Source organism: Clostridium sartagoforme, from assembly GCF_039521405.1.
Lineage (GTDB): Bacteria > Bacillota > Clostridia > Clostridiales > Clostridiaceae > Clostridium > Clostridium sartagoforme.
Genome location: NZ_BAAACH010000036.1, coordinates 19,995 through 42,003, shown reverse-complemented (window position 1 = coordinate 42,003; position 22,009 = coordinate 19,995). Strand labels below are relative to the sequence as shown.

General features: G+C 27.4%; 23 protein-coding genes. 3 read left to right on the top strand and 20 right to left on the bottom strand.

The genetic code is table 11. The features are described 5' to 3' along the window. Positions 1-242 precede the first annotated feature (242 nt). Together ABDZ60_RS13810 and ytfJ are read left to right on the top strand one after the other, a co-directional pair. Positions 243-842, top strand: a complete 600-nt coding sequence (locus ABDZ60_RS13810; protein ID WP_343778823.1) for a DUF2953 domain-containing protein — start codon at positions 243-245, stop codon at positions 840-842. A gap of 9 nt (positions 843-851) precedes the next feature. After that, complete coding sequence (gene ytfJ, locus ABDZ60_RS13805) at positions 852-1,334, top strand: GerW family sporulation protein (protein ID WP_343778821.1); 483 nt, start codon at positions 852-854, stop codon at positions 1,332-1,334. A gap of 183 nt (positions 1,335-1,517) precedes the next feature. Here the strand turns inward: ytfJ and scpB are convergent, their stop codons facing one another. From scpB to ABDZ60_RS13760, 9 genes are all read right to left on the bottom strand, one after another. Next, on the bottom strand, positions 1,518-2,126 hold the full coding sequence (gene scpB / locus ABDZ60_RS13800; RefSeq protein ID WP_016208675.1) for an SMC-Scp complex subunit ScpB: 609 nt from the start codon (positions 2,124-2,126) through the stop codon (positions 1,518-1,520). Next, entirely contained in the window at positions 2,119-2,865 is a 747-nt protein-coding gene (locus ABDZ60_RS13795; protein WP_047000895.1) for a segregation/condensation protein A, read from the bottom strand. The genes scpB and ABDZ60_RS13795 overlap by 8 nt, the downstream gene beginning before the upstream one ends. Positions 2,866-2,973: 108 nt before the next feature. Further along, complete coding sequence (locus tag ABDZ60_RS13790) at positions 2,974-3,489, bottom strand: NUDIX hydrolase (protein ID WP_016208674.1); 516 nt, start codon at positions 3,487-3,489, stop codon at positions 2,974-2,976. Positions 3,490-3,676: 187 nt separating this feature from the next. After that, on the bottom strand, positions 3,677-4,897 hold the full coding sequence (locus tag ABDZ60_RS13785; RefSeq protein WP_016208673.1) for a D-alanyl-D-alanine carboxypeptidase family protein: 1,221 nt from the start codon (positions 4,895-4,897) through the stop codon (positions 3,677-3,679). Between the two features lie 91 nt (positions 4,898-4,988). Beyond that, the gene (locus ABDZ60_RS13780; protein ID WP_047000894.1) at positions 4,989-6,293 is read right to left on the bottom strand and encodes a pyrimidine-nucleoside phosphorylase; all 1,305 of its coding nucleotides are present in this window, start codon (positions 6,291-6,293) and stop codon (positions 4,989-4,991) included. Positions 6,294-6,308: 15 nt separating this feature from the next. Continuing rightward, on the bottom strand, positions 6,309-7,478 hold the full coding sequence (locus ABDZ60_RS13775) for a phosphopentomutase (RefSeq protein ID WP_016208670.1): 1,170 nt from the start codon (positions 7,476-7,478) through the stop codon (positions 6,309-6,311). A gap of 50 nt (positions 7,479-7,528) precedes the next feature. Next, positions 7,529-8,407 (bottom strand): tyrosine-type recombinase/integrase, encoded by an 879-nt coding sequence (locus tag ABDZ60_RS13770; RefSeq protein ID WP_016208669.1) that lies wholly within the window; start codon positions 8,405-8,407, stop codon positions 7,529-7,531. Positions 8,408-8,477: 70 nt separating this feature from the next. Then, positions 8,478-9,113, bottom strand: coding sequence for a stage II sporulation protein M (gene spoIIM / locus ABDZ60_RS13765; RefSeq protein WP_016208668.1), 636 nt, complete (start codon positions 9,111-9,113; stop codon positions 8,478-8,480). A 200-nt stretch (positions 9,114-9,313) separates the two neighbouring features. Continuing rightward, positions 9,314-9,832 carry an NUDIX domain-containing protein gene (locus ABDZ60_RS13760; RefSeq protein ID WP_343778812.1) on the bottom strand — a complete coding sequence of 173 codons (519 nt, stop codon included), beginning with the start codon at positions 9,830-9,832 and terminating at the stop codon, positions 9,314-9,316. A 397-nt stretch (positions 9,833-10,229) separates the two neighbouring features. Here ABDZ60_RS13760 and ABDZ60_RS13755 point away from each other — a divergent pair, with 397 nt between their 5' ends. Continuing rightward, entirely contained in the window at positions 10,230-10,409 is a 180-nt protein-coding gene (locus ABDZ60_RS13755; RefSeq protein ID WP_047000892.1) for a hypothetical protein, read from the top strand. Positions 10,410-10,557: 148 nt separating this feature from the next. Here the strand turns inward: ABDZ60_RS13755 and spo0A are convergent, their stop codons facing one another. The 11 genes from spo0A to ABDZ60_RS13700 all read right to left on the bottom strand — a co-directional run bounded on the left by spo0A (position 10,558) and on the right by ABDZ60_RS13700 (position 22,009). Further along, the gene (spo0A, locus tag ABDZ60_RS13750; RefSeq protein WP_016208666.1) at positions 10,558-11,364 is read right to left on the bottom strand and encodes a sporulation transcription factor Spo0A; all 807 of its coding nucleotides are present in this window, start codon (positions 11,362-11,364) and stop codon (positions 10,558-10,560) included. 321 nt (positions 11,365-11,685) lie between these two features. Continuing rightward, positions 11,686-12,876, bottom strand: coding sequence for a SpoIVB peptidase (gene spoIVB / locus ABDZ60_RS13745; RefSeq protein WP_343778809.1), 1,191 nt, complete (start codon positions 12,874-12,876; stop codon positions 11,686-11,688). A gap of 181 nt (positions 12,877-13,057) precedes the next feature. Continuing rightward, positions 13,058-14,758 (bottom strand): DNA repair protein RecN, encoded by a 1,701-nt coding sequence (gene recN / locus ABDZ60_RS13740; protein ID WP_343778807.1) that lies wholly within the window; start codon positions 14,756-14,758, stop codon positions 13,058-13,060. Between the two features lie 17 nt (positions 14,759-14,775). After that, positions 14,776-15,225 (bottom strand): arginine repressor, encoded by a 450-nt coding sequence (locus tag ABDZ60_RS13735; protein WP_016208663.1) that lies wholly within the window; start codon positions 15,223-15,225, stop codon positions 14,776-14,778. A gap of 1 nt (position 15,226) precedes the next feature. After that, a complete protein-coding gene (locus ABDZ60_RS13730) occupies positions 15,227-16,078 on the bottom strand; it encodes an NAD(+)/NADH kinase (protein ID WP_343778805.1) in 852 nt (283 codons plus the stop codon). Between the two features lie 98 nt (positions 16,079-16,176). Next, positions 16,177-16,986 carry a TlyA family RNA methyltransferase gene (locus ABDZ60_RS13725; RefSeq protein ID WP_343778803.1) on the bottom strand — a complete coding sequence of 270 codons (810 nt, stop codon included), beginning with the start codon at positions 16,984-16,986 and terminating at the stop codon, positions 16,177-16,179. Between the two features lie 11 nt (positions 16,987-16,997). Beyond that, on the bottom strand, positions 16,998-18,857 hold the full coding sequence (dxs, locus tag ABDZ60_RS13720; RefSeq protein WP_016208660.1) for a 1-deoxy-D-xylulose-5-phosphate synthase: 1,860 nt from the start codon (positions 18,855-18,857) through the stop codon (positions 16,998-17,000). Positions 18,858-18,876: 19 nt separating this feature from the next. After that, positions 18,877-19,752, bottom strand: coding sequence for a polyprenyl synthetase family protein (locus tag ABDZ60_RS13715; protein WP_016208659.1), 876 nt, complete (start codon positions 19,750-19,752; stop codon positions 18,877-18,879). Then, positions 19,745-19,957 (bottom strand): exodeoxyribonuclease VII small subunit, encoded by a 213-nt coding sequence (gene xseB, locus ABDZ60_RS13710; RefSeq protein ID WP_016208658.1) that lies wholly within the window; start codon positions 19,955-19,957, stop codon positions 19,745-19,747. The genes ABDZ60_RS13715 and xseB overlap by 8 nt, the downstream gene beginning before the upstream one ends. Before the next feature lie 14 nt (positions 19,958-19,971). After that, entirely contained in the window at positions 19,972-21,171 is a 1,200-nt protein-coding gene (gene xseA, locus ABDZ60_RS13705) for an exodeoxyribonuclease VII large subunit (protein ID WP_343778800.1), read from the bottom strand. Next, positions 21,161-22,009: a bifunctional 5,10-methylenetetrahydrofolate dehydrogenase/5,10-methenyltetrahydrofolate cyclohydrolase gene (locus ABDZ60_RS13700; protein ID WP_343778798.1), complete on the bottom strand. Its 849-nt coding sequence runs from the start codon at positions 22,007-22,009 to the stop codon at positions 21,161-21,163. Before ABDZ60_RS13700 ends, xseA begins: the two co-directional genes overlap by 11 nt.

Genomic DNA, 22,009 nt, shown 5'->3' with positions numbered 1-22,009 from the left:
TTCATCATCCATATCTATATCATCTTCAATAAATGCTTCTGCTGTATAAACATTACATACTGTTGTCAATAATACTAATAAAATAGTAAAAATAACTTTTTTTATAATTTTCATGTTATCACCTTCTATACTAACCATCTATGAGTAGTTTGTTCTAAAAGTTATTTTTTAAACATATTTTTGTTATTTTTTTTATTTTTACTTATGGAAATTATTAGAATACTGTAGAAAAGAGTGAAGATATGCCTTTAATATTATTTTTTATATTTTTAATTTTACTTTTTGTTTTTCCTATTCCTCTAAAGGTTGAAATAAGTTTTAACAATAATGTATTTAATTTAAAATTATTTAATTCAAATATATTTTCTTCAAATAAAGGTATTGAAAATAAATTACTTAAAAAGCTTGTTTACAGAAATAAATTAGATTTCAAAAAACAAACTACAAAGAAATATAAAGATAAAAACTCTTCTAACTCCTGGCATATTAAGAAAAAAAAGATAGTAAGGAAAATTTCTATAAAAAAGCTATACAATAATATTTCTTGTAATAAATTTAAGCCCTTATTAAAAATAAAAGGGCATTTAAATTTTGGAATTGAAGATGCAGCTTATTGTGCAATACTTTATGGATTAATGAATAATATTCCTACCTTATTAAGATTAATTTTAGATAAGGTTTTTATAGTTAAAGATATAAAACTTGGTATTACTCCTAAATTCAACACCAATATTATATCTTTTGGAATAACTAGTATATTTTACTTTAATATTGCTAATATTATATATATCTTATATTTAATATCTAAATCTTTTGAAATTAAGGAGGTGGCTCCCGAATAGGGAGATAATATGTCAAATGAACATCCTGTTGAAAATTTAATGAGAAGTACCATGGAAAATCTGAGAGATATGATAGATGTAAATACAGTTATTGGTGATGCAGTGGAAACACGAGATGGTAGCTATATTATACCTATATCAAAAGTAACCTTTGGATTTGCATCTGGAGGAAGTGAATTTGGGAATCAATGTAAAACATCACCTGAAAATACTGCAAATTATCCTTTTGGTGGTGGCTCTGGTGCTGGTGTTACAGTTAAGCCTGTAGCATTTTTAGTTCTTAGAGATGATGCTGTAAGGATTCTTCCTGTTGATCAAGATAATACATATGATAGAATTGTTGACTCTGTACCTCAAATTCTTGATATGATAAAAGGTGCTTTTAACAGCGATAAGAAGAAAAATAAAGATTCTAAAGTTAATGTTGAAGATAAAACATGTAATCCTGATTTATGTGATGATACTGATTCTTCTTCAAATAGCTTGTTTTAGAAATTTATAAGATATGAAGCTCTGTCGAAAATTAAAAATTAAGGATGAAAAATTAATAAAAAAACTCCTTTAGGAGTTTTCAAAACTAAATTATTTTTAGTAATTTGGAATAAATTACATCAATAATTATCCATTTTTAATTATTAATTCTTAATTGGGCTGTCTATGCGACAGTCCTGTATCTTATAAATCTTTAATTACATCATTAATAGCGTCTATAGCAGCTTCTTCACCATCTGAATATAAATCTAATGAAGGTAATTCCTTTAATTCTTTTAATCCAAATTGTCTTAAAAATTCTTCAGTAGTTCCAAATAATATAGGTCTTCCTGGAACTTCTAATCTTCCAACTTCTTTTATTAAATCTTTTTCTAATAATCTTTGAAGAGCACTTTCAGATTTTACTCCTCTTATTTCATCTATATCTACTCTAGTGATAGGCTGTTTATATGCAATAATAGCTAAGCTTTCTAAAGAAGCTTGTGATAATGATTGTCTTTTATTCTTTCTTAGTAACTTTTGAATATAATCACTATTTTCAGCTTTAGTTACTAATTGATATTCTCCATTTATAGATATTAATTTAATTCCTCTTTTTTCATCTTCATATTCTAAAACCATTTCATTCAATAAATTAGCAACAAACTTTGGTGAGACTTCTAGAGAATTACTTAAATCTTTTACAGTTAACGGATCTCCACTTACAAAAAGCAATGCTTCAATTGCAGATTTAATCTTTGGTTTTGATGAAATCTCTTCAAACTCATATTGAGCAATTTCAAATTTACTCATTTATTTTTCTCCTCTCCATTAGGATATCATTAAAGTTTTGATCTTGATATACTTTTATCATCCTAAGTTTTATTAGTTCTAATAAAGCTAAAAATGTTACTACTACCTCTAATTTACATTCACTTTCATTTATTATATCCCTAAATTTAATAATCTTTTTTATTTCAATGTTACTTAATAACTCTTCCATCTTATCTTCAACTTTATATTTATCTATATATATTTTTCTTTGTATTATATTTTCTTTATTTTGCTTCTTAAAAAAATTATCTATTAATTTATTGTAAATATTATATAAATCTATTAATGTAATGTTTTTAAGAATATCTTCATCTTTTTTATTTTGTTTAGTTTCTTCAATTATTTCTGGCTTTTTTGTATATATATCTCCAGAATTTATGTACTTTTCTCTAAAAAATAAAGCTGCTCCTTTAATTTTTTTATATTCTATAAGCTTTTCCATAAGGTTTTTTTCAATATCTTCTTCGTTTTCTTCTACCACTTTTGTATTAGGTAAAAGCTTTTTAGATTTTATTTCTATAAGTGTAGCTGCAACAACTATAAATTCAGAAGTTATATCTAAATCCATAATCTTCATTTCATCTAAATATTTTAAGTACTGAGTTGTAATTTTATATATTTCTACATTATATATATCCATTTCATTTTTTTTTATTAAATGTAACAATAAATCAAAAGGCCCTTCGAAATTTGCTACTTTTACTTTTGGCATTTCCATAAACATCAGCTTCCTTTAATAACTCTATATTCCTTCCAGTATATAATATCAATTTTAATAGTAAAGGACAACCTTTTTTAAAGTACTGATATCAAGTAAAATGGAAAGTTATATTTTATTAAAAGAGCCTCTTTGTTTTCTCATATCAAAAAGATTATTGCTAAACCAATAATTAATAAATTTTCCTTCTTCAATTAATTGTAAAACTTCTTCTCTACTTGCCCATTTAACTGCCTTAACTTCTTCATATTGTAAGGTTAAACTTTCAATATCTATTTCCTTTTCAACAAGATAATAATCATCAAAACCAACCTCAAAATTTATTGTGAAAAATGGTCTCTCATTTGATAAATTAATTTTATATCCTATTTCTTCAAGTGTTTCCCTTTCAGCAGCTTCTATGCTATCTTCTCCAGCTAAAGCACTTCCGCCTACAGTTATATCCCACATATTAGGCCAGCCTTCTTTCCATGGTTGACGTTGTTGAATAAGCATTTCATTTTTTGAATTAAAAATACAAACATGAACCACAAGATGAAAATCACCTTTTTTTAATTTATTCCCTCTTTCTATAGTTCTACCTGTTAGAAGCCTATTTTTATCGTATATATCCCATAATTCCATGATAATTCTCCTTATAAACTATAACTTAATATTTATTTCAAGTTTTATTTCTTATGTGATAAATTATAATATACTAAACATAACCCTTACAATAATTAAGCAAAAAAAATAAAATATTGGATATAAGTATCATCTATACTTAATATCCAATATTTTTATATGTATTTGAAGGTATAACTATTTTTTACTATATTCCTTTTTTAAACATATTCTTCATATTAAACTTGAAGTTTTCGAATAATCCACCTAGTTTAATATCTCTATCAGAATATAACTCTATTTCGCCAATTTTTTCTTCTCCTAAATAAATTTCACACTTACCTACGATTTCACCTTGTTTATATTCTTTTTTAACTTCATCTATTACTATTTTCTTTTCTAATTCAGCATTTGTTCCCTTTGGCACAATTGCAACTAAGTCATCTTTTGCTTTTGCTATTAAGAATTTATCTGTTTGCTTACTTAAATAAATATTTTCTACGTCTTCATCTTTAGCAAAAATCTTCTTGCCTTCAAATTTGGAGAATCCATAATTTAATAACATTCCCGCATCTCTATTTCTTACTTTATATGTTGGTGCTCCCATAATAACAGATAACATTCTTACACCATTTCTATTTGCAGTAGCTGAAATACAATATTTGGCTTCTTCAGTATAACCTGTTTTTAGTCCATCACAACCTTCAAAGAATCTTACAAGCTTGTTATGGTTAACTAATTCTATTGGAGATTTTCTGCCTTCAGATATTGTTTCCATATATATTCCTGAATATTTTAAAATTGTTGGATGTTTTAAAAGCTCCATTGACATAATTGAAATATCTCTTGCAGTTGATAAATGACCTTCTATAGGCAATCCATTACTATTTTTAAAAGTTGTGTTAGTCATTCCTAACTCTTGAGCTCTTTTATTCATCATTCCTACGAAAGCTTCTTCTGTGCCTCCTAAATACTCAGCTAAGGCTACTGCTGCATCATTTCCAGATGCAATTGCAACTCCTTTTAAAAGTTCTTCGACAGTTCTTACTTCACCTGTATCTAGAAGCATTGTGCTTCCACCCATTTTCTTTGCATTTTCACTACATGTTACTTTATCTTGTAATGATATCTTGTTGCTATCTACAGCTTCCATGGTTAAAAGCATAGTCATTATTTTGGTAACAGAAGCTGGTGCAAATTTTTCATCGATATTTTTTTCATAAAGGATTTTTCCGCTTGTTGGTTCTATTAGTAATGCAGATCTTGCATCTACTGTTATTCCTTCATCACTAAAAACCTCCATAGTCCATTCTTCATAAGTTTCTGTTGAAGTATCATATGGTTCTACATCTGCTTTAACCGGAATTGCAGCTATAGATAATAAGCTTAAAACAATTGCAACAATTTTATTTATAGTTTTTTTGTACATTATATTGCCTCCCTTCAAGCTTATTATTACCAATAAAAATAAAAATATGATAAAAAGAACTAATTTCTTCTTATCATATTTATGTTTTTATTTATTGTACTACATCATATATTAGAGGAATGTCTTTATCTAAAGATTTAGATATAATAATATTATTTAATATATCTTTCTTTGCCTTTTCTGCTTTATATTCATCATTACTATGAATATAAGCTAGTATATCCCCCTCATTTACTTCTTCACTTCTTTTTTTATTTAAAACTATACCTACAGATAAATCTATTGTGCTTTCTTTTGTCTCTCTTCCTGCTCCAAGTTCCATTGCAATTAATCCAAAAGCTTCGGCATTTATTTTTGAAATTATACCACTTTCATTAGCTTTTACAGGGACTATATATTTTGCTTTAGGAAATTTACTAGTATCATCTACAAAACTTGCATCTCCACCTTGAGCCTTAACAAATTCTTTAAGCTTTTCTAATCCCTTACCATTATTTATATTTTCTAGCAATAATGCTTTTCCTTCTTCAAAATTACTTGCTTTATTTCCACAAACAAGCATATAACTACCTAAAGCTAGTGTTAACTCTACTAAATCTTTAGGGCCATTTCCCTTTAATAATTCTATAGCTTCTATAACTTCAAGCGAATTTCCTATTGAATATCCTAAAGGTTGATCCATATCAGAAATTACACCTATTGTTTTTCTTCCTACTGAAGTTCCTATGTCTACCATTTCTCTAGCTAAAGCCTTTGCATCTTCTGGGGTTTTCATAAATGCTCCATCTCCAACTTTTACATCTAAAACTATAGCATCTGCTCCTGATGCGATTTTTTTACTCATTATGCTTGATGCTATTAATGACATATTATCTACTGTTGCTGTAACATCCCTAAGGGCATATATTTTTTTATCTGCTGGAGCAATATTTCCTGTTTGACCAGTTAAAGCTATTCCTATTGTATTAGAGTTATTTATAAATGTTTCTTCAGAAAGTTCAACTGAAAATCCATCAAAAGCTTCTAATTTATCAATAGTTCCACCTGTATGCCCCAAACCTCTACCAGACATCTTAGCAACTGGAACTCCAAGAGATGCAACTAAAGGTGTTAAACAAATACTAGTCTTATCTCCAACACCACCAGTAGAATGTTTATCTACCTTTACTCCATTTATTGAAGATAAGTCAATTTTATCTCCTGAATTAACCATGGCCATAGTAAGGTCAGCTGTTTCTCTTTTATTCATCTTATTAAAAAATATTGACATAAGTAATGCTGAAGCCTGATAATCTGGCACTTCTCCATTTGTAAATCCCTTTACAAAAAAATCTATTTCTTCTTTAGATAATTCTAAGCCTTTTCTTTTTTTTAATATAATATCATACATTCTCATAAGGATGTAATCCTCCTATTTTAATATATTAGATAAAAAACTTTCACCATTTATATCATTTTTAATATTGAAATAATCCAAAACTGTTTTACCTATATCTGTAAAGCTGTTTCTTGTTCCAATATTGCAAGGGTTTATATTTTTTCCATAAACTAATAGAGGAATATATTCTCTTGAATGATCTGTGCTTTCTGTTGTTGGATCACATCCATGATCTGCAGTTAATATTAATATGTCTTCATCTGACATCTTGCTATATATTTCTTCTAATCTATTATCAAAATCTTCTATAGCTTTTCCATATCCCTTAGGATCATTCCTATGTCCATATAACATGTCAAAGTCCACTAAATTAGTAAATATAAGTCCTTCTTTAACTTCATCCATATATCTTAAGGTAGCATCCACTCCATCCATATTATTTTTAGTGTGAACTGCCTTTGTAACACCCTTTTTATTATATATATCTTCTATTTTGCCTACTGCTGCAACTTCTTTTCCATCTTCATATAAATATTCAAGCATTGTTTTTGAAAATGGATCTAAAGCATAATCTCTTCTATTAGATGTTCTTTTATATTCCCCATTTGATCCAATAAAAGGTCTTGCAATTACTCGCCCAACTATATTTTCTCCAACAAGCATTTCTCTTGCAATGCTACACATATTATATAATTCTTCTAAAGGAACTATATCCTCATGAGCTGCAATTTGAAACACACTATCTGCTGACGTATAAACTATTGGATATCCTGTTTTAACATGCTCATCACCAAGTCTCTCTATAATTTCTGTACCTGATGCAACACAGTTTCCTAAAATATCCTTTTTATTAACCTTATTTAAAAATTCGTTAATTATTTCTTTTGAAAAACCATTTGGGTAAGTGTTAAGTGGAGTTTCTAATATTACCCCTGCAATTTCCCAGTGTCCAGTTACTGTATCTTTACCTCTTGATTTTTCCATAAGCTTACCATAAGCTCCAATTGAACTATTAACTTTATTTAAATATTTTACCCCTTCTATATTTCCAAATCCTAATTTCTCAAGATTGTCTATTTTTAATCCCCCACAGGCTTTATAAGTATTGTCTAGAGTATGACTTCCAACATCTCCATAAAGATCTGCATCTGGCAATTCACCTACTCCTAGACTATCCATTACTACTAATATTACTCTTTTCATTTTACCTACTCCTTTCAAATATAAAGCCTAGAATTAACTATTCTCTATTATTATGCTCTAGGATGGGAGTTTTTATATACAATATTTATCTTATCGTTATTAATTATTTCATAATATGTGTCCATATAAGTTAAAACTTGATTTCCTAAAAGTTTTTGAACTGCTCTTACATTAGCTCCATTTTGTAATAAATGTACTGCAAAGGAATGTCTAAAAGTATTTAGATTAACTTCCTTTTTAATTCCAGCTCTATGAGAATACTCTTTCACTATTCTCCATACGCCTTGCCTTGTTAATTGATTTCCATTTAAATTAACAAATAAGTTTTCAACTCCTGCACATGCCACTTGATCTCTTATCTTTAAGTATTCTTTTAAAGCTTCTATTGCACTTCTTCCTATTGGAATAAGTCTCTCATAATTTTTATTATCGTGACATTTCACAAAGTTTAACTCTAAGTTAATATCATATACCTTTAATCCTATTATCTCAGAAACCTTCATGCCTGTAGCATACATAAGTTCTAATAAAGCATTGTCTCTTACTCCTTTATTACAGTCTTTATCGACGATTTTAATTATTCTGTCTACCTCATCAATAGTCAATATTTCAGGTAACTTTTTAGTTGTAGATGTATTCTTGTAATATATTTTAGGAATCTCATTTACAACTTTTTGATCCTTTAAATAATTATAAAAACTTCTAAGACTTATAACTATTCTATTTATAGATCTCTCAGATTTACCTTGGCTAAGTAAGTGTTGTATATAACCAAGTACCGATACATTATCCGTTTCATTAATACTCATATTCTTACTATTTAAATATTTAACGTATAAGTTAACGTCAGTTACATAAGCATAAACAGTGTTTTCACTTTTATGACTTTTCAATAAAGCTTCCTTATAATTATTCACAATTTCTTTCATAATTCTCCCCTATCCTAATATATTATTAATTCGACAAAAACACTCTTATTCCTTCTTTATTCTCATTGGATTAGGTTAATTTATAAACTTTAGTAATTACCATTTTTATTATCCCAGGGCTCACATAGCACTCGATTAAAACCCCTATGGCGAATAATAAAACAAAAAAACCTAATTTCATTGCTAGTCCATTTATACTAAGCTTGTTGCCTCCAACTCCATTAAAGAACTTCCCTTTTAATTTTATTGAAGATAATTCCAAAGAAATAATACTTATTCCTATGAAAAAAGGTATATAAAATATGTTTTGTGGTACTGTTGATGCTAGAGCAATCCAAATTCCTTTTCCCTCGAAAGTAGTTAATAAAAAGCTAAAAGTATATCCTAATGTAAATCCTTTTATTAAATCAATAATCAATATTATGGGTGCCCCAAAAACAGTAAAACCAAGTGCTATTATAAGTAAAATTATTATTAAATTATTTTTTATTATGCCTATAAGCAGTTCATTAGTTTTTAATTCTTCAACATTTATACTTTTAATGAATCCTGTAAAGTAATCCGCTAGGTCTTTTGCATCTACTCCATCCATATATTTTATGGTATATGAACCCAGTAATATACCTACAAAGAAAAATGTTAGTACTAGTAAATAAAATATTCTATTTTCTCTGAAGTTTGAATTTATCCGTTCTATTAAATTCATATTATTCCTCCTCCATAGTTGCTATAGAACATAATATGTTGTAAATTCCCCTATTATTCATAATTGAATATATGTAAAATATTTTTTTATAAAAAAATGGACATATATGGTGCTGTATTAACTACTTAAAGCAATACAACACTATATATGTCCACATAAAAATTAAAAGTAAAGCACTATTATTTCTATAATATTAAATTTTATAAGAAAGTAAATATACTTATAGTCTTACCATCTATAATCTCGCCTTTTTTTATCATATCCTTAACATCTTTTATATTATAAATCTTTACATTTGTAAATTCATCTTCATCTTCATTCTTTTCTCCCAAAGTTAAGTTATAAGCTTTATACAAATATATAATTTCATCACAAAATCCTGGAGCTGTTGCAATAGAACCTAAATATTCTATATCCTTTGCAATATATCCAGTTTCTTCTGTAAGTTCTCTCTTTGCGCATTCCATAGGCTTTTCATTTTTATTAAGCTTTCCTGCTGGAATTTCTAAAATTACTTTATTTAAAGGCAATCTAAACTGCTCTATCAAAATTATATTTTCACAATCTAAAAATGCTATAATTGCTGCCGCTCCTGGATGTTTTATAATATCCCTGTTAGTTTTAACCCCATTTGGCAATTCTACCTCTTTATTTATAAAATCTATAAAATTTCCTTTGTGAATTAATCTTTCGCTTAATATCTTTTCATTTAAATTCATAACCTTCTCCTTAATATAAAATATCTATAAGTTCAATTATTCTTTATTTCCAAGTAGATAACTACTTAAAACTCAAGACAAGAAATAATAAAATAAACTTATTACTTTATTTTACCATTACCAAAATTTAATATCAAAAATACTTTTTAATATAACCTTATCTAAATCTTTACTATCTTTATATGAGATAGTTTATAATCTATAAATATAAAAAGGCACATTTCTATATTTAAGAGAATATAAATAAATTAAAAATCGATTCATTTAGTTCACATTATTTCTAACTATAGTTTATACCTAATACCTGTTATCTACAAAATTAAAACAACTGTAAACTGAAAAGCAACTGTAAAATAGAAATTTTGTTTTGTAAAACTTTACAAGTTAGGAGGTAATATTGTCTAAAAAAGAAATATTAAAATATTTATCCGATGCTCTCCCTAATGTCGCAATAGGTGATTTAGAAGTAATATCAGAAAGCTTATATACTGCTCAAAGTGTTTATTCAGAAGATCAATTTAAGAATAAACTTGATGAAGTAATAAAAAATGTTAAAGCATGTATTTCTAAGTCATAATCTACAAAAGGCAACAGTTTATCATTTTTTTCTAATGATTGGTTGTTGTCTTTTATATTTATAATTTTTAATAAATTAATGAAAACCTTTATTTACTGACAAAACGTCAATAAATAAAGGTTTTTAAATAATGGCTTAAACACCAATATTAAGATACTTTATTCTTAAGTCTTAATTTATCAGCTATAATTGCAATAAATTCTGAATTAGTAGGCTTACCCTTTTCATTATGAATTGTGTATCCAAATAGCTTATTTATTGCATCAACTTGGCCTCTTCCCCAAGCTACTTCTATAGCATGTCTTATTGCTCTTTCAACTCTGGACGCAGTTGTATTATACTTTTTAGCTATTGATGGATATAATTCTTTAGTTACAGCTGATAATAATTCCATATCATTAACAACCATGGTTATTGCTTCCCTTAAATACATATATCCCTTTATATGTGCAGGAACACCTATTTCATGAATTATATTAGTAATTTCAGTTTCTAAATCTATAGGCCCTTTATTTTGACTTCTAACTTCTGTTTCAACTACTGTAGTTGGTTTTCTAACCACTTCATTAGAAGAACCATTAAACATTTCTCTTATTCTCTTAGTAAAAACATCCATATCAAAAGGCTTAACAACATAATAATCCGCACCTAATGTTATAGCTCTTTGAGTAATTTTATCTTGACCTACTGCTGATAATACTATTATTCTTGGCATTTTTTCTAAGTTCATAGAATTAAGTCTTTCCAAGACTCCTAAACCATCTAAATGTGGCATTATTATATCTAATACCACTAAATCTGGTTGCTTTTCCTCAATAAGGGCTAAGGCTTCCCTTCCATCCTTAGCAACAGCAGTAACCACTATATCTCTTTGATTTAATAAATAATCATTTAAGATACTACAAAATTCTTTGTTATCATCAGCTATTAGAACTGAAATTTTTGAATCATTCATACTTTTCTCCCCCATCTTCCCAAAATACTCCATTTATTAAGAGTACCATACTAAGTTCCTTTTTAATTTATCTTTTAAATTCATCTATAAATATTATATATAGACATTACATAAAAAAAACAATTCTTTACAGAATAAATTTAATATAATTATAGCACAATTAATTTAATTTTAATAGTTTTTTTACAATTTTTTCAAAATATTATTATAAAATTTATTTTAACTTTTAATAAACTTCACTTTTATGACAGCAAATTAATGAGAATACTTATATATCCTCATTAATTTATATTATAACACCTAAAATATTAATAACTCTTATTATTCTATTACGCCTGCATCTTTTAACATCCACTCAATATATATTCCGTACCCTACATCTGGTTTATTAATTAACACATGAGTAACAGCTCCAACTAATTTATCATTTTGAATTATTGGACTTCCACTCATTCCTTGAACTATACCACCTGTTGTTTCTAGCAATTTTTCATCAGTAACTTTAATTACCATACTTTTTGGTCCTGGTTCTTCTTGTGGTAATATTTTTATTATTTCTATATCATACATTTTAGGACCATTTTCATCTATTGTAGTTATTATTTGTGCAGGTCCTTCTACTATTTCATTTCTGAAACCTACCTTTAATGGTTTATCAAATACTGGATTAGTCAAGTCTACTTTTGCTTCACCAAATATACCAGATTCAGTGTTTTTTTGTATCTTAGCTAAACTTTCTTTTTCATTTACAAATAATCCTTTTAGTTCACCTGGAGAACCTTTTTCTCCTTTTCTAACACTTATTACTGATGAATTTAATAAATCTCCATCACTTATTGTAAATGGCTTATTTGTGTCTCCATCAGTTATTGGATGACCTAATGCACCAAATATTGAAGTGTTTTTATCATAAAAAGTGAGAGTTCCTATTCCAGCTGTTGAATCTCGAACCCAAAGACCTAATTTATACTCGTTGTTTTCTTTTTCTAAATATATTTCTTTACTTTCAACATTCCCATTTCTAAGATAATCTACGCTTATTTTGGATTTATTTAAGCCTTTTACCTTTTTAGATAAATCTTTTGAACTTTGTATTTCTTCTCCATTAATTTTTATAAGAACATCACCAAGTTCTATTCCTGAGGTTTTTGCTGGACTTTCTATTTTACCTTCAACTGATTGTATTTCGGAATGCCCAACTACTAATACACCTTTAGTAGATAACTTTATACCAACATTTATTCCTCCTGGATATACTTCTAAATCATTTATTTTTGAAACTGAAACTGATTTTACAGGAATTAATCCTAATAATTTTATTTGAAGCTTATCCTTATTTATTTTAGTATTTTTCATAAAAATATTATTTGATACTATTAAATCTGAGCTTGGAATAGCCTCATTTATATATATTTTTTCCGGAATATTACTTAAACTAAAGAAAGTAATTAAACCCAGAATCAACATTGGAGTTATTATTACAACTAAATATTTAAATTTTTTCATTCTCATATTACCTCCTCCTTTGCTTCTGTATTTAACTTTCCCTCATCTTAATTCTTATATGCTGTATTAAGTTTGTTAAAAACGTTAAAAATTTTTAGTATATAACTTTAAAAATATAAAAAAATAAAATCATGGTAAATAACCATGATTTTAGTGTGTTCATTTTTTTATAAGTTATGTATGTCACTTATAAATAACTTTTTAATATTTCTTGTTTTTTTAATTCTGCAAAAGCAACCATTTCTGATGCATTTTCTAATGTAACATCACTTACTTCATCTCCACTAGTCATTTTTGCTATTTCTTTAATTTTATCGTATTTATCTAGAGTTCTTATTTGTGTAAATGTTTTTTCATTTTCAACTTTTTTCGAAACAAAATAATGACAATCCGATAAAGCTGCTATTTGAGGTAAATGTGTTATACATAAAACTTGGTGCTTACAAGAAACCTGATACATCTTTTCTCCAACTCTCTTTGCTATAGTTCCACTTATACCTGTATCTATTTCATCAAATATAAGAGTTGGGATTTTGTCTTTATCAACAAAAACACATTTAAGTGCTAACATAATTCTTGAAAGCTCTCCACCTGAAAGTACCTTTTCTAATGGCTTTAATGGTTCGCCTGGATTTGTAGAAATTAAAAAGGAAACTTCATCAAATCCTCTTAAATTAAAATTTTTACTTTTTTCTATAGATATTTTAATTTGAGATTTTTCCATACCAATATAAGCTAATTCATATCTAACCTTTTCTTCTAGGTTAACTGCATTAGTAACTCTAATATTGTGCATTTCTTCTGATACTGATTTCATTTCTTCTTCTATAATTTCTTTTTTTAAATTTAATTCCTTTATTATTTCTTCAGAATTAATCATTTCATCATATTGTAATCTTAATTTTTCTAAATAATTTAAAATTTCTTCTACAGACTCACCATACTTTTTCTTATATAAACTAATTTCATATATTCTAGAGTTAATCTTTTCAAGTTCAAATTCATCATAATGTATTTCTGATGATAAATCCCTTACCTCTCTAGATATCTCCTCTAGGGTATATAAGGCATCTTCCATTCTTTCTCTTTTATCTTTTAATTTTTCAAAATGTTTTTCAACTATAGATAATTCATTTATAGCCTTTGATATACCTTCTATAACTGAAATACCTTCTATTTGATTATCTAAAAGAGAATAAGTTTTATTTAAAGCTAAAGATATCTTTTCTGCATTAGAAAGTAAGTTAAATTCCTCATTTAAACTTTCTTCTTCACCAATCTTTAGTTTAGCTTTTTCTATATCTTCAATTTGAAATCTTATATAATCAACAAGTTTTTCTCTGTCTTGATTGCCATTTAGGTCTCTTATCTTTTCTAGAATTGAATTATGATCTTTTCTTAAGCTCTCAAACTTTTTTAAATAAATATCTAAATCTTCTCCTATGAAATCATCTAAATAATATATGTGAAAGGCTCTGTTTAGTAAGTTTTGATTTTGATGTTGTCCATGAATATCTAATAAGCCTTCTCTTATTCTTCTTAAATAAGAAAGTACTACTGATTTTCCATTAACCTTTATTATACTTTTTCCCGATAAAGTAGTTTCTCTTGATATTATAATCATACCTTCATCTTCAATATCTAATTCTTTTAAAATTTCAATAACCTCGTCATTTTCAATTGAAAAAACAGCTTCTACAAAAGTTTTTTCTTCTCCGTATCTTATTAAATCTTTTGAAAACTTTCCACCTAATACATAATCTATAGTATCAATTAATATAGATTTACCTGCACCTGTTTCTCCTGATAATATATTGAAACCTTCTCCAAATTCTACGCATAATTCTTGAATTAATGCAAAGTTTTTTATATTTAATTGTAACAGCATATTAATCACCTTTAATTTTATAAAATCATTTTTCTAACTTTGTCTACTAACTCTTCTGCTTTATCTAAACTTCTAACTAATATAAAAATTGTATTATCTCCAGCAATGGTTCCAGCAACCTCTGTATCAAATAATGTATCTATTGCTTCTGCAACTGCCATAGCTGATCCTGTCAAAGTTTTTACTACGACAAACTTATCTACATTTTCTACTGATATAGCTGCATTTGATAATATACTAGATAATTTGTCGTTTATATCCTTTGATTCCTTTGATGATGCAACGTATCTATAGTTGCCTGAAGCTCCTTGCATCTTAATTAGCTTTAATATTTTTATATCTCTTGATACAGTTGCCTGAGTTACATCAAAACCTGCCATTTTAAGTTCTTCTGCTAGTTCTTCTTGAGTTTCTATATCTTTCTCATTAATTATTTCTAAAATTTTATTATGTCTTTTCAATTTCAAATTAATCACCTTCACATTCTTCCCAGTTATTTAGAATTTTTGACCGTAGTACCTTAAAATAATCATAATCATCAAATAAAACTATATTAGCATATTCTTTTGCTTTTCTTATCTTTATTATGGTTTTACTAGTAGTTTTTATTGCTTTTTGCCCATCAAATGTTATATATAGCTCTTCATCCCCATTTTCTGCCCTAACTTCAACCTCACTGCTACTATTTAAAATTATAGTTTGCATCCCCTTAGGATGAGGACATATTGGAGTTAATGCAATAACATCAACATCCGGATAAATAAAAGGGCCTCCAGCTGAAAATGAATAGGCAGTTGAACCTGTTGGAGTTGAAATAATTAGTCCATCACCTTTGAAGCTATAATATTTTTTCCCATCTATAAAAATTTGAAATCTTACCATTCTTGACAGGGTTCCTCTAGCTACAACTATATCATTTAATGCTAAGGATTCGCTTTTTATATTTTCTAGTGGTAATTCACAAGTTAAAAGCATTCTTTTTTGAGATATATAGCTCCCTTCATTTAATTTTGTAAAGGCTTTATCAATTTCGGAAACTTCTATGCTTGATATAAAACCTAAGTTTCCAATATTAATTCCTAAGATTGGTACATCTAGTTTGCCGTTTATTCCTCTAGCAACACTTAAGATAGTTCCATCTCCCCCCAAAACTATTATAAGGTCGAGCAGTTCTTTAAACTTATAATTTATTATATCATAACTATTTAACATAATTATCTCTATATTATTAAAATGTTTATAAAGCTTTTCTCTAACCTTTATAGCCACTTTATTGTCTTTATCTTTAGATGGGTTTATTGCAATGGCAACTCTCTTCATCCAAAAGCACCCCTTATTTTTATTTTACAAGTCAAACATATCCATTTAAGACTTCAAAATATTTTGAAGCCTTAAATATACTAATTCTATAATAATTTTTACAATATATTATGAGATTCATTTACTATTCTATCTATATCATCTAATGTAAATTTTGATTCTCTTTTTGCATCTTTAGTAAAATAAACTAAGTATTCAATATTTCCTTCTGGTCCCTTTATCGGAGAATAGCTTACAGCTAAAATATTTAAGTTTTGGCTAATTAAGAATTCTGTTATATTCATTACTACTTCTTTATGAACACTTATTTCTCTTACTACGCCTTTTTTCCCTACTTTTTCTTTTCCTGCTTCAAATTGTGGCTTTATTAATGCTACAACTTCTCCATTATCATTTAACAAACTTAAAGTAGCTGGCATTATTTTTTTTAATGAAATAAAAGATACATCTATTGAAGCAAAATCTGTTGTTTCCCCCAATTCTTCTGGGGTAACATATCTTATATTTGTTCTTTCCATACAGACTACTCTTGGATCGGTTCTAAGCTTCCAAGCAAATTGTCCATAACCAACATCAATAGAAAATACTTTTTTTGCATTATTTTGAAGCATACAATCAGTAAATCCCCCTGTAGATGCTCCAATATCCATACAAACTTTATTTTCTAAGTTCACCCCAAACTCTTTTATAGCTTTTTCGAGTTTTAAACCACCTCTGCTGACATATGGTATTTCTTGTCCCTTAAAAATTATATCTGCATCAATATTGACCTTTTCTCCTGCTTTATCAACTCTTCTTCCATCAACAAAAATCTTTCCTGCCATTATATTTGTTTTTGCACGTTCTCTTGATGTAAATATACCCTTTTCAACTAATAGTATATCTAATCTTTCTTTTTTCCCAGACATCTTTATCTCCTTTATTTGTTAAGTTCTATAATAGATTCTGCTATTCCTTCTGGATCTAATTTATTTTCTTTATAAAGTAAGTTTACATCACCTTGTGGTATAAATTTATCATTAAATCCTAATGACTTGAATTTATTTTTAAATCCTAGTTCATTTAATTTCATTAACACATAACTGCCAAATCCACCGTTTGTTATATTGTCTTCAATTGTAGCTATGTTATATCCATCATTTACAAGTTCTTGTATCATATTAGTGTCTAATGGTTTTACAAATGTCGCATTTATTATAGTTGGATTAATTCCCCTAGATTCCAATATGTCTTTTGCTAATAAAGCGTGTTGAAGCATTTTTCCTACTGCTATTATAGCTATCTTCTCCCCAGATATTAATTTTTCCCATTTACCATATTCTATTTTAGTTAACGGTAATATTTCTTTACAGCAATCAGCTCCTCTTGGAAATCTTAAGGCAACTGGTCCATCTTGAGAAAGTGCCCATTTTAACATAACTTTTATTTCATCTAAATGCTTTGGTGCTAATACCGTCATGTTAGGTATTTGTGATAAATAAGATAAATCAAAAATACCTTGGTGTGTTTCTCCATCTTCTCCAACTAACCCAGCTCTATCTATTGCAAATACAACAGGCATATTTTGAATACATACATCATGAATCAATTGATCAAATGCTCTTTGCAAAAATGTAGAATATACTGCAAATACAGGTCTTAAGTTTGCACTTGCTAATCCTGCTGCAAGAGTTGTTGCATGAGCTTCTGCAATTCCAACATCGAAGAATCTTTTAGGAAACTCTTTTGCATAATCTTTAAGTCCTGTTCCATCAGGCATTGCCGCTGTAATAGCAACGATATCTTCATTACTTCTTGCCAGTTCTATCATAGCATCTCCAAATGCTTTTGAATAAGTTTTTGAACTTGGAATATAAGCTTCTCCACTTTCTAAATCAAATGGGCTTACTCCATGAAATTTATTTGGATTTTTTTCTGCAAGATCATATCCTTTTCCTTTACTTGTGACTACATGTATTATAACAGGCTCATCAATTTTCTTTGCCTTCTCTAATACTTCTGTCATGGTTTGTATGTCATGTCCATTTATAGGACCTATATATTTCAATCCCATATCTTCGAAAAGCATTGATGGTACTACAAATTGCTTTATGCTGTCTTTAAATCTAGATATATAACTTGCGACCTTTGTGCCTGCTTTTGAAGATTTTAAAGTTTCATTTATATTTGATTTCAATTTATTGTATTTTGGTGCCATTCTTAAATTATTTAAATGAGTTGATAATCCACCTACATTTTGAGAAATAGACATTTGATTATCATTTAAAATTACAATCATCTTTGTTTTATTAAAACCTACATCATTTAATGCTTCTAAAGCCATACCACCAGTTAATGCTCCATCGCCTATAACTGCAATTATTTCTCTATCTTCTTTTTTTATATCTCTTGCTCTTGCCATTCCTAAAGCAGCAGATATGGAGGTGCTGCTATGTCCTGTATCAAAGCAGTCATATTTACTTTCGCACCTTTTTGGGAACCCACTTAACCCATTATATTTTCTTAATTCATTAAATTTATCTTTTCTTCCTGTTAATATCTTGTGTATATAGCTTTGATGTCCAACATCCCAAACTATCTTATCTTTTTCCAAATTAAAACTTTTAAATAAACTTATAGTTAATTCTACAACTCCTAAATTAGAGGCCAAATGTCCTCCAGTCTTAGAAACACTATCTATTAAGAATTCTCTAATTTCTCCTGCTAAAACTTCTAGTTCAACATTTGATAGTTCTTTGACCTTTTCTGGAGAAGTAATTTTATCTAATATTCTTCCCATAATTAAACCTTTCTTTCTGTTAAAATTCCCTATTTAATAAATCTAAAGTTAAATTTTCTAAATCAATAGACTCTACCGAAAGGCCCTTCAACAATTCAAGACATTCATTTGTTAAATTTTCACATTCTTTTTTACAATCTTCTAGTCCATATAATGTTATAAAGTTAGATTTATGATTATTCTCGTCACTTTTGATATTTTTGCCAAGTTTTGAAACATCTCCTATTATATCCAATATATCATCTTTTATTTGAAATGCTAAACCAAGCTTATTTCCAAATTTATTTAAAATTTCTATATCTTTAGTTGGAGCTCCTGCAAGAATAGCTGCTGCTACAATAGATACTCTTATTAATTCTCCAGTTTTTTTGTTATGCATATAAAGAAGTTCTTTTTTAGATATGGACTTTCCTTCATTTATAACATCTACTATTTGACCACCGATCATTCCCTCTGGACCTGCTGCTTCTGCTATTTCCCTTGCTGCTTTTAAAGCTTTTTCTCCGTGTTCAATGGAAAATTTAATCATTAAACTCATTGCCTCATTTAGTAACATATCACCTGCAAGTACAGCAATATTTTCTCCAAACTTTTTATGATTGGTTGGCATTCCTCTTCTTAAATCATCATTATCCATACATGGCAAGTCATCATGAATAAGTGAATATGTGTGAATCATTTCTATTGCTGAGGCCATTTCTATTGTATCTTTGTAATTATCTTTATATAGATTATAAGTTAATAAAAATAATATAGGTCTTATTCTTTTTCCTCCTATATTTAAGCTATAACTTGCTGAATCATATATGATTTTATTATAACTTCCTTTATCTTTAAAATATACTGTTAAATAATCATTTATAATCTCTCTATAATTATCTATAATATTACTCATTCTTTAGCTCCACTTCCATATTTTCTTTTATAGTTATTAGCTTTCCTTCTAAAGAATTTATTGTTTTATATAATTTATTAATAAGTTTAACTCCAGCTTCATATTCTTTCATTAAGTCCTCAAGTGGCAATTCGCTATTTTCCATATTACTTAAAATAACTTGAAGATTTTTTATCATATCTTCATAAGATTCTTTTTTCGCCAAAAATTCTCAACTCCTTATTCAATAGAAATAATTTTCCCCTTAACATTTCCATCTTTGAATATTATATTAATTTCTTCAAAGTTTTTTAATGCTTTTTTAGATGAAATTATATTTTTATCATTATCCTCTATAATTGTATATCCCTTTTTTAAAACATTTATAGGATTATGCGCTTCTAAAATATCATTTAAAGATTTTAGTTTTAGTTTTTCTTTTTCTATTCTATTGTTAATTATTTTTTTCATTTTATCTTGTATATTATCTATTTCTAAATAAGAATTAGATAATGTAACCTCTGGATTATTTAATTGTAATATTTTTTTATAATTAAATAATCTTTCTTTTTCATAATTAAATTTATTAAAGGCTATTTCCTTTATTCTTTTATTATAGTTTTCTATTTCTTTTATTATATCACTTTCTAATGGTACAGCAATTTCTGCAGCTTGAGATGGAGTTGATGCTCTATAATCGCTTACAAAGTCTGAAATTGTAAAATCAACTTCATGTCCAACAGCAGATATTATTGGAATCTTAGAATTAAATATTTCCTTAGCTAATTCTTCTTCGTTAAAATTCCATAATTCTTCTATTGATCCTCCACCTCTACCAATAATTATAACATCAACATTCTTATTTGTATTAAAAAATTTTATTCCATCTATTATTGTTTTATATGCCTTTTCTCCTTGAACCAAAGCTGGATATAATACAATATCAACAAAGCTGCTTCTTCTTCTTGAAACATTAATTATATCTCTTATTACAGCTCCAGTTTCTGATGTAACTACACCTATTCTTCTTGGCATTTTAGGTATAGCTTTCTTATGAATTTCATCAAAATAGCCTTCTTTTTGCAGCTGTTTTTTTAATTTTTCAAACTTTATATGAAGTTCACCAATACCCTCTTTTTGTAATTTTTCTATATATAATTGCAAAGAACCTGTTTCTGAATAGATAGAACATCTTGCATTAGCTATAACTTCCATTCCCTCTTGCAATTTAAAATCTAAACTTATACTATTGCTCTTAAACATTACACAATTAATTTTACTTGTTGAATCTTTTAAAGAAAAATATATATGTCCACTACTATGATACTTTAAGTTAGATATTTCTCCTCTTACTAAAAGATTATTTAATATAAAATCATTGTCTAATGTTTTTTTTATGTAGCTATTAAGTTCACTAACTGTTAATGTTTTAATTTTCATTATTTTCTAATGCCTCACATGTGTTTTTAATAAGCAATGTTGTTGTTAAAGCTCCAACACCACCTGGAACTGGCGTTATCATTTTGACTATATCAGAAATTTTATCAAAATCAGCATCTCCTGTAATTTTACCATTTACAGCTGAAGTTCCTACATCTATTATTATTGAATTACTATTTACGTATTCTCCATTTAAAAATTTAGGTTTTCCTATTGCAACAACTATTATATCCGCTGATTTACAAATTTCTTTTAAGTTTCTTGTTTTTGAGTGGCAAATGGTCACAGTAGAATTTTTATTTAATAATAATTGTGATACAGGTTTTCCTACAATATTGCTTCTTCCTATAACTACAACATTTTTTCCTTCTAACTCTATATTAGATCTTTCTAAAATATTTATAATAGAATTAGGTGTACAAGGTATAAATGTCTTTTCACCACAGTATAATTTTCCTTGATTAATATATGTTAAACAATCTATATCTTTTTTTGGGGAAATTATATTAATTATTTTCTTTTCATTAAATGATTTTGGAAGAGGTAATTGTAATATTATTCCGTCCACATCTTTATTATCATTTAGTAATTCTATTTCTTTAATCAAATCCTCTTCTGATATCTCTTCATTTAGTAACAATTTTTCAAAACTACATCCTAAGGAAAGCGCAACCTTTTCTTGATTATTTATATAATATATAGACCCTCCATCATTACCTACTAAAATAGATACTATCTTAGGAGCTCTAAATCCTTTTTCTTTTCTTTTTAATATGTATTCCTTTATTTCTTCTTTTATATCCTTTGCTATTTCTTTACCATTTATAATTTTCCCCAT

Coding starts and splice junctions, on each gene's coding strand:
- ABDZ60_RS13810 (WP_343778823.1), top strand. CDS start 243: ATGCCTTTAATATTATTTTTTATATTTTTAATTTTACTTTTTGTTTTT.
- ytfJ (WP_343778821.1), top strand. CDS start 852: ATGTCAAATGAACATCCTGTTGAAAATTTAATGAGAAGTACCATGGAA.
- scpB (WP_016208675.1), bottom strand. CDS start 2,126: ATGAGTAAATTTGAAATTGCTCAATATGAGTTTGAAGAGATTTCATCA.
- ABDZ60_RS13795 (WP_047000895.1), bottom strand. CDS start 2,865: ATGGAAATGCCAAAAGTAAAAGTAGCAAATTTCGAAGGGCCTTTTGAT.
- ABDZ60_RS13790 (WP_016208674.1), bottom strand. CDS start 3,489: ATGGAATTATGGGATATATACGATAAAAATAGGCTTCTAACAGGTAGA.
- ABDZ60_RS13785 (WP_016208673.1), bottom strand. CDS start 4,897: ATGTACAAAAAAACTATAAATAAAATTGTTGCAATTGTTTTAAGCTTA.
- ABDZ60_RS13780 (WP_047000894.1), bottom strand. CDS start 6,293: ATGAGAATGTATGATATTATATTAAAAAAAAGAAAAGGCTTAGAATTA.
- ABDZ60_RS13775 (WP_016208670.1), bottom strand. CDS start 7,478: ATGAAAAGAGTAATATTAGTAGTAATGGATAGTCTAGGAGTAGGTGAA.
- ABDZ60_RS13770 (WP_016208669.1), bottom strand. CDS start 8,407: ATGAAAGAAATTGTGAATAATTATAAGGAAGCTTTATTGAAAAGTCAT.
- spoIIM (WP_016208668.1), bottom strand. CDS start 9,113: ATGAATTTAATAGAACGGATAAATTCAAACTTCAGAGAAAATAGAATA.
- ABDZ60_RS13760 (WP_343778812.1), bottom strand. CDS start 9,832: ATGAATTTAAATGAAAAGATATTAAGCGAAAGATTAATTCACAAAGGA.
- spo0A (WP_016208666.1), bottom strand. CDS start 11,364: ATGAATGATTCAAAAATTTCAGTTCTAATAGCTGATGATAACAAAGAA.
- spoIVB (WP_343778809.1), bottom strand. CDS start 12,876: ATGAGAATGAAAAAATTTAAATATTTAGTTGTAATAATAACTCCAATG.
- recN (WP_343778807.1), bottom strand. CDS start 14,758: ATGCTGTTACAATTAAATATAAAAAACTTTGCATTAATTCAAGAATTA.
- ABDZ60_RS13730 (WP_343778805.1), bottom strand. CDS start 16,078: ATGAAGAGAGTTGCCATTGCAATAAACCCATCTAAAGATAAAGACAAT.
- ABDZ60_RS13725 (WP_343778803.1), bottom strand. CDS start 16,986: ATGTCTGGGAAAAAAGAAAGATTAGATATACTATTAGTTGAAAAGGGT.
- dxs (WP_016208660.1), bottom strand. CDS start 18,857: ATGGGAAGAATATTAGATAAAATTACTTCTCCAGAAAAGGTCAAAGAA.
- ABDZ60_RS13715 (WP_016208659.1), bottom strand. CDS start 19,752: ATGAGTAATATTATAGATAATTATAGAGAGATTATAAATGATTATTTA.
- xseA (WP_343778800.1), bottom strand. CDS start 21,171: ATGAAAATTAAAACATTAACAGTTAGTGAACTTAATAGCTACATAAAA.
- ABDZ60_RS13700 (WP_343778798.1), bottom strand. CDS start 22,009: ATGGGGAAAATTATAAATGGTAAAGAAATAGCAAAGGATATAAAAGAA.